The sequence below is a fragment of the Halomonas heilongjiangensis genome (assembly GCF_002879645.1).
Lineage (GTDB): Bacteria > Pseudomonadota > Gammaproteobacteria > Pseudomonadales > Halomonadaceae > Halomonas > Halomonas heilongjiangensis.
This window is the reverse complement of the sequence record NZ_PNRE01000022.1, coordinates 8,821-16,099: the sequence shown is the minus strand read 5'-3', so window position 1 is coordinate 16,099 and position 7,279 is coordinate 8,821. Positions and strand designations below refer to the sequence as shown.

Below are 7,279 nucleotides of genomic sequence, written 5' to 3'. Positions count from 1 at the left end.
CCAGGCCTGTTGCTGGCGCTCACGCCCGTCGTCCTGACGTTGCTGGTACTGGCGGTACAACTGTTCTATTTCGGCGACTTCACTCCCCACATTCCCCTGGCCATCGGCCTGGCGATCACGGCCCTGGTCGGCGTCAAACTCGGTTTCCGCTGGAAACAGATCGAAGAGGGCATCTTTCACGTCATCCACGTGTCCCTGCCCTCCGTCTCGGTGTTGATCTGCGTCGGCATGATCATCGGCGTGTGGATCGCCAGCGGCACCGTGCCGACCCTGATCTACTACGGCCTGACGATCCTCTCGCCGGCCATCTTCCTGGCGGCGGCCATGCTGCTCTGCTCGGTCGTCTCGCTGGCGCTGGGCACCTCCTGGGGCACGGTCGGCACGGTGGGCCTGGCGCTGATGGGCATCGGCGCGGGCTTCGATATCCCGATGTACTGGACCGCCGGCGCGGTGGTGTCGGGCGCCTTCTTCGGCGACAAGATCTCGCCGCTCTCCGACACCACGAACCTCGCTCCGGCGGTCACCGGCACGGACGTCTTCTCGCATATCAAGAACATGATGCCGACGACGATCCCGGCGATGCTGATCGCCTTCGTCATCTACCTGGTGGCGGGCTTCACCCTGATCGACGACGATAACGCCTCCTTCGAGCGGATCGATGCCATCACCGCCGCGCTGCAGGCGAACTTCACCATCTCGGCCTGGCTGCTGCTGCCGGCGGTGCTGGTGATCGCGCTCGCGGTCAAGCGCATGCCACCCATCCCGTCGCTGTTCGCCGGCGCCCTGGCCGGGGCGGTCACCGCCATGCTCGTGCAGGGGGTCGGCGTGCACGATGTGCTGACCTATGCCAACAGCGGCTATTCCATCGACACCGGCGTCGCCGCCATCGACAGCCTGCTCAACCGCGGCGGCATCCAGTCGATGATGTGGACCATCTCGCTGGTGCTCATCGCGCTGGGCTTCGGCGGCGCACTGGAGAAGACCGGCTGCCTGGAGGCGATCATCCGCGCGATCATGACCAAGGTGCGTAGCTTCGCCGGGCTGCAGACCTCGGCGGTGCTGACCTCGGTGTCCACCAACCTGGTCGCCGGCGACCCCTACCTCTCCATCGCCCTGCCCGGCCGCATGTACGCCCCCACCTACCGCGGCATGGGCTATTCGACCCTCAACCTGTCCCGCGCCATCGAGGAAGGCGGGACCCTCATCTCGCCGCTGATTCCGTGGAACGCCGGCGGGGCCTTCGTGATCAGCGCCCTGGCGCTCGGCATCGCCGACGGCAATGTCGAGAACCTGCTGTACATCCCGCTGGCCTTCGCCTGCTGGCTGTCCCCGGTGATCGGCCTGGTCTATGCGCAGACCGGCCTGTTCTCGCCCCGGGCCAGCGAGGAGGAACGGCAACTCTGGCAGGAGCAGGGCGAGGCCATTGCCACCGACCTGGGGGCCGCCGGCCCGGCCGCCAGCGAAGCGCCCATCGCCAGCCCGCGGCCATCGAGCTGATCTCCGCCCCGCCCCATGGCGGGGCCACGAAGACCGAAGCCCAGCGGCCAGGCCGCTGGGCTTCGTGGTTGAGGCCTATCGCCGATACGTCGGACCGCTACTAAAGCAGGCTCGTACCACACCAGCCCCCGTGGGAGCTGGCTTTAGCCGGCGATTGGCGCCGCAGGCGCCCGGTGTGTGGGCCTCGCCATCGCTCCATCAGCCGGCCAGGGCCGCCAGCACCCGCTCCCGGGAGGCGGTCTCGCGCTCGGCGTAGAGCATCAGTTCATCGGTGACCGGAGCACCGAGCGCCGCTTCGAAGGCATCGCGGTTGGCGTTGCCGGCATAGGCCTCGTTCTGGCCGCCCCCGAGGTTCGACTGGAAGATCCCCGCCGCGCTCACCGGCAGGAAATCCTCGTAGGTGATCGGCCGGGCCGTCACCAGGCCACGGGCGATCAGCGCCTCCAGGTCCCGAGTATCCACCGGGCCGGCCGCCTCGCCCGCCTCGGTCAACCGGTAGTCAAAGAAGGCCAGTCCCTCGCGGCGCAGCATCTCCTCGTCATCGGGGAAATCGACGAAGACCTCGGCGAGTGCATGCTGGTGAGCCTCGTTGTCGAGCCCCACGCTGCGGCGTCGCGCGTCGTTGAGCAGGCGGTCGTAGAGCTCACGCCCCCTGGCGGTCAGTGCCATGCCACGCTGTTCGATCTCGCCGAAGCGCGCGGTATGGGTGCCCTGCCGCTCGCCGGCGAAGCGAATCGGCTCCTCCAGCGCCCTGAAGCTGGTCTGGCGCAGCAGGATCGGGCAGTCACGGCGAGGGGGCCCCTCGATCACCGCCTTGGAATTCATGCCGACCCCCGGCATGCGCCGCTGCACCACATCGATGTCCAGGGTGCGCGGGGTCAGGTGGTTGATATGGGGGCCACGGAAGCAGACCACATCGGCGATCAGGCGATGCTCGTCTTGCAGCGCCGTATAGGTGTCCAGGTCCACCGTGGCATCACGATGCCAGCGGAAGGTCTCCAGCGCCTCGGCCACGAAACGCTCGGCCTGTTCCTCGCTCAGCCCGCCCTGGGCCTCGCACCGTTCGATCAGCTCGCGCACGCCGGGGGTGAAGATATCCCGGCTGGCCAGTATGGCCTCGGCACGCCGACGCAGCGACGCGTTCTCGATCAGCTCGAGGCGCAACAGCGAGGTGAAGATGCGAAAGGGGTTACGCGCCAACGCCGCGTCGTCGATGGGACGAAAGGCGGTGGAGTGCACCGGAACGCCCGCCTCTGAGAGGTCGTAATAGCCCACTGGGTGCATGCCCATCACGGCGAACAACCGACGCAGCATGGCCAGCTCCGCGGCGCTGCCCACGCGGATGGCGCCATGGCGCTCGACATCCAGGCGATCGAGCTCATGCTGCTCGGCAAGGCGTGCTGCCAGGGCGGGATCGGCGGCCAGCGTCTCCCGGTTGACCTCGTCAACGAGCGCCAGCAGGGTCGCGTACTGGGGGACTTCGGCCTGGTACATGGCCGACATGGCCCGGGAGAAGCGCTGGCGGATCTCATCCGGGGAAAGATAAACGGTCTGGGACATCATCAGGTTCTCGCGATTCCATGATAGAGGGCTTGGGTTGAACGTGCCGCAGCGCCCCCATCGGGGCCTGCAGCGGGTGACACCATGACGGCGCCGAGAGGCGCCGGCCGGGCGCTCATGGCTGCAGCGTCTCCAGCGCCTGCTCGATCCTGGCCAGCCCCTCATCGAGCACCTCCGGCTCGGTCGTCAAGGGCGCCAGCAAACGCAGCACATTGCGCCGCCGACCGCTGGGCATCAGCAGCACGCCCGCCTCCCGTGCCGCCGTCAGCAGCGCCGCCAGATGCTCGGCACCGCTGGCCGACTCGGTATCCTCGAAGACGATGCCGCGCATGGCGCCAATACCGGTCATCGCCCCCAGCATCGGGAAGCGGCCACTCGCCTGCCAGCGCTGGTAGGCCGCCACGATGGCGACCTCCTGTCGCGAGCCCCACCGGCCGAGCTGCGTCTCGGTCATCACCGCCATGACGGCACGCGCGGCCGCACAGGCCACGGCATTACCGGAATAGGTGCCGCCGAGGCCGCCCCCGGGCAGGCAGTCCATCAGCGCCGCCTTGCCCGCCACCGCCGCCAATGGCAGCCCCGCGGCCATGCTCTTGCCCATCAGCAGCAGGTCCGGCTCCACGCCCAGGCGGGGAAACGCGAAACGCGCCCCCGTGCGCCCGAAGCCGGACTGAATCTCATCGAAGATCAACACGATGCCATGGGCATCGCACAGCGCACGCAGGCGTTGGGCAAAACGGGGGCAGAGCGGCCGAAAACCGCCCTCCCCCTGCACCGGCTCGACGATCACGCAGGCCACCTCATCGGCAGGCACCTCGACCTCGAACAGCCGGGTCAGGGCGTCCATCGCCTGGTCGCTCGTGACCCCGCTATCGGGGCTGGGGAATGGCAGATGATAGACCGGGCCCGGCAGCGTCCCCAGGCCACTCTTGTAGGGCTTGACCTTGCCGTTCAGGTTCAGGGCCGCCAGGGTGCGCCCGTGGAAAGCGTCATCGAAGGCAATCACCGCCTGACGCCCAGTCGCTCCCCGGGCGACCTTCAAGGCGTTTTCCGTCGCCTCGGCCCCACTATTCGTCAGCATGCAGGAAAGCGGATAGGCAACGGGCACGAAGGCGTCCAGCTCCCGTGCCACCTCGAGATAGCCTCGGTGGGGCAAGGCATTGAAGGCGGAGTGCATCAGCGTCTCGACCTGGGCCTGCACCGCCTCGACCACGGTCGGATGACCATGCCCCAGATTCAGCACCCCGATACCACCGATGAAGTCGATGTAACGGTTGCCTTCCTCGTCCCACACCTCGGCGTTGCGCCCTCGCGCGATGCACAGAGGATGCAGGATACCGAGCGATGCACTGACATGATGAAGATCCATTGGGCGACTCATCCCCTTACCTGATGAACATGGTGTCGTGCATCAGAACAGAGCCACCCGAGATGCTGCAAACGAAAAAAAATCCGCCAATTATTCCAAAAAGGAATCCTTTAAGGCAGATACACCCACTCATCAACCTGGCAGAGACCAGAACAAGACGAAAAAAGGGAATGAGATAGAAGGCAGATGCGTCTGGAGGCGTCACCCATCGGATCGTTCACGGAGAGGCACGAGAGGCCAGGAAACGCGCATGACCCGGTTGTCCACGATCACCGGGCAAGATCACACCGCCATGGCGCAGCCCCGCTGCCCGCGTCTCGGCGATGGCGCTTGCCGGAGGCTCCAGGGCACTCCCTTGCTGGCCACGACCGGGGAGGCGTCATCCATCCTGATCGGATAGCAAGCACCCTAGCTCACCGGGACATTCGAGGACACGGCTGACCCCCGCACCTCTCAGCTCAGCCTCGGAGCCATATCCCCACAGGACACCGACGGCGACCACGCCATTACGACGCGCCCCGATGGCATCGTGACTCCTGTCGCCCACCATGATTGCCGTCTCGGGGCGGAGGTGAGACTCACGCAAGACATGGGCAATGAGTGATGCCTTGTCGGACCGAGTGCCATCCAGCTCACTACCGTAGATGTCGGTGAAGTAGGTTCCCAGGTTGAAGTGATCGATGATCTGTCTGGCGAACACCCAGGGCTTGGACGTCACCACATACAGTTGGGCCCCGCGCTGTTGAAGCGCTTCCAGCGCCACTGGGATACCCGGATAAACGGCATTCTCGAACATGCCGATTTCGGAAAACCGCTCCCGATAGGCGTGAAGTGCCCTGGGCACATCCGCCCTGTCGGGAAGCATCTCGGCGAAAGACGCCTGCAATGGCGGGCCGATATACCGCTCCAGCGCCAGATCATCCGGCACGGCGTGCCCGAGAGCACTCAAGGCATGACGGATGCAGCCGATGATCCCTTCCTTCGGATCCGTGAGCGTGCCATCGAGGTCCAGGAGAATCTTCAAGGTCCAACTCCTACTGGTCATCCACTCTTCACAACGGGCGCCCGGCAACCCCAGGGCACCTATTTAGGTTGAGGTGTTCCCTGATTCCGTAGATGAGTACCACGATGCCTCCTGCAATAGGTGTAACGAGCAATTTCCATGAAACCTGTACGCTGCCTGGTCCATCAGGTGCCGCACCGACCGGCGGCCATCGGCATGGTATCGGGTATGAAGCCTAATGCCCGGAGGCCACCAGCGAGCCCCCGGCCACCATGAAGAGACCGCCGGTGGCCCGATTGAACGCCTTGACCCGACCGGGACGATTGAACCAGCGGCCCAGGCCCGAGCCCATGGCCGCATAGATCGACATCAGGGTCGTATCGATCACCAGCCAGGTCAGCGCCAGGATGGCGAACTGCATCAGCTGAGGCTCCCCGACGGCGATGAAATTGGGAAACAGCGCCGCGAAGAACAGCAGATCCTTGGGGTTGCTGACCCCCACCATGAAACCATGGCGAAACAGCCTGCCAATGGATGCTTTCGGCGCCAGCGGATCCGGCACCGCACCGTCCAGCTCGGGGGAAGGCGGCTGCGGCCCGGCCCGCCAGGCCTGTATGCCGAGAAAGATCAGGTAGCCGCCACCCACCACCTTCAGGAGGGAGAAGGCCGTCTCCGAGGCCGCCAGGATGGCGCCCAGCCCCAGCGCCGAGACCAGCATCAAGACCAGCGAGGCCAGAGCGCCCCCCAGCACCGTGGCGGTTGCCCGGTGACGGCCGAACTTGAGGCCATGGCTCGTACACAGCAGCGCCACCGGGCCAGGAAAGACGATCAAGGCGGTGATCACGCCGACATAGGTAATCCAGGTCAACCCATCCACTGTGAACTCCCTTTCCCCTATACGCCTCGCCCTAAGGTGATCCCCGGGGTTTCTCGACGTTGTCGGCACGTTCGCCGAATAAAGGCGCCGAGGCCCGCCCCTATGGGGTCAGACCCCAGCCGAGTTGCCAGGCTTGTCATCGTGCACGTGGCGAGCGGATTCGACACCGCCGGGGTCTGACCCCCTAGGGCCTCCCAGCGCTGGCAGCCCACCGCCATAATACCCTTAACATGCTGTTTTTCAGTAAGAATCATGGGGATCCCACAGGGCCCGTCAACGTTGGCAGAGTAGCGCGGCGGCCTTCCCAAACGCGAGCCGGTCGCCGATCACGGGAACGCTGCCGCGGCGACCGAAACGATCAGGCCCGGGTGACGTAGCGCAGGATCTCGACCACCTGGTCGGTGGTGGTGGCCCAGGCCATGGCCGCGGCGTCGACTTCCTTGAGCGGATGGATGATCTCCTCGCCGTGCAGGGTGACGTAGGGCTTGCCCAGGGCCGCGCAGTAGCCGGCGTCGAAGGCCGCGTTCCACTGCTTGTACTTGTCGCCGAAGCGCACCACCACCAGGTCGCTCTGCTCGATCAGCGTCTTGGTGCGGATGGCGTTGACCTTGGACGACTTGTGGTCGCGCCAGAAGGGCTGGCTCTCCTCACCCAGGTGGTCGCCGGCGGCGTCGCTGGCGTCGTGGTCGGTCACCGCCGAAGTGAAGACGATGTCCAGGCCGGCGGCCTCGGTGCCACGACGGATCTCGTCGCGCCAGTCGGTGTGGATCTCGCCGGAGAGATAGACGTAAAAGCTCATGGAGGGCTCCAGATAATGAATCGAGAGCGTCATGATAGCTCATCGAGCCATATTTACGGAAATTGCTTCCATGTTCATGGCCACACGACCGGCACTACTGCCCGGCCCCGCGCGGGATCTCGCCGCGGCAGCCCTCAGAAGAAGGTCAGGCCGACCTGGAACAGCCGCTCCACG

Annotated in this window: 6 protein-coding genes; 1 reads left to right on the top strand and 5 read right to left on the bottom strand. The window is 65.7% G+C overall.

The window, feature by feature from the left end; translation table 11 throughout:
* The coding region (gene nhaC / locus C1H66_RS04320; RefSeq protein WP_338066452.1) for a Na+/H+ antiporter NhaC at positions 1-1,497 on the top strand (1,497 nt) is incomplete at its 5' end.
* A gap of 198 nt (positions 1,498-1,695) precedes the next feature.
* On the opposite strand, the gene hglS is transcribed toward nhaC, so the two are convergent.
* From hglS to C1H66_RS04295, 5 genes are all read right to left on the bottom strand, one after another.
* Entirely contained in the window at positions 1,696-3,057 is a 1,362-nt protein-coding gene (gene hglS / locus C1H66_RS04315; RefSeq protein WP_102626687.1) for a 2-oxoadipate dioxygenase/decarboxylase HglS, read from the bottom strand.
* Between the two features lie 115 nt (positions 3,058-3,172).
* Positions 3,173-4,426, bottom strand: a complete 1,254-nt coding sequence (locus C1H66_RS04310; RefSeq protein WP_102626684.1) for a 2-aminoadipate transaminase — start codon at positions 4,424-4,426, stop codon at positions 3,173-3,175.
* 379 nt (positions 4,427-4,805) lie between these two features.
* Positions 4,806-5,450, bottom strand: coding sequence for an HAD family hydrolase (locus tag C1H66_RS04305; RefSeq protein WP_205738625.1), 645 nt, complete (start codon positions 5,448-5,450; stop codon positions 4,806-4,808).
* A 214-nt stretch (positions 5,451-5,664) separates the two neighbouring features.
* Positions 5,665-6,306, bottom strand: coding sequence for a LysE family translocator (locus C1H66_RS04300; RefSeq protein WP_102626682.1), 642 nt, complete (start codon positions 6,304-6,306; stop codon positions 5,665-5,667).
* Positions 6,307-6,664: 358 nt separating this feature from the next.
* Positions 6,665-7,105, bottom strand: coding sequence for a YtoQ family protein (locus tag C1H66_RS04295; RefSeq protein ID WP_102626686.1), 441 nt, complete (start codon positions 7,103-7,105; stop codon positions 6,665-6,667).
* Between the last annotated feature and the right edge of the window lie 174 nt (positions 7,106-7,279).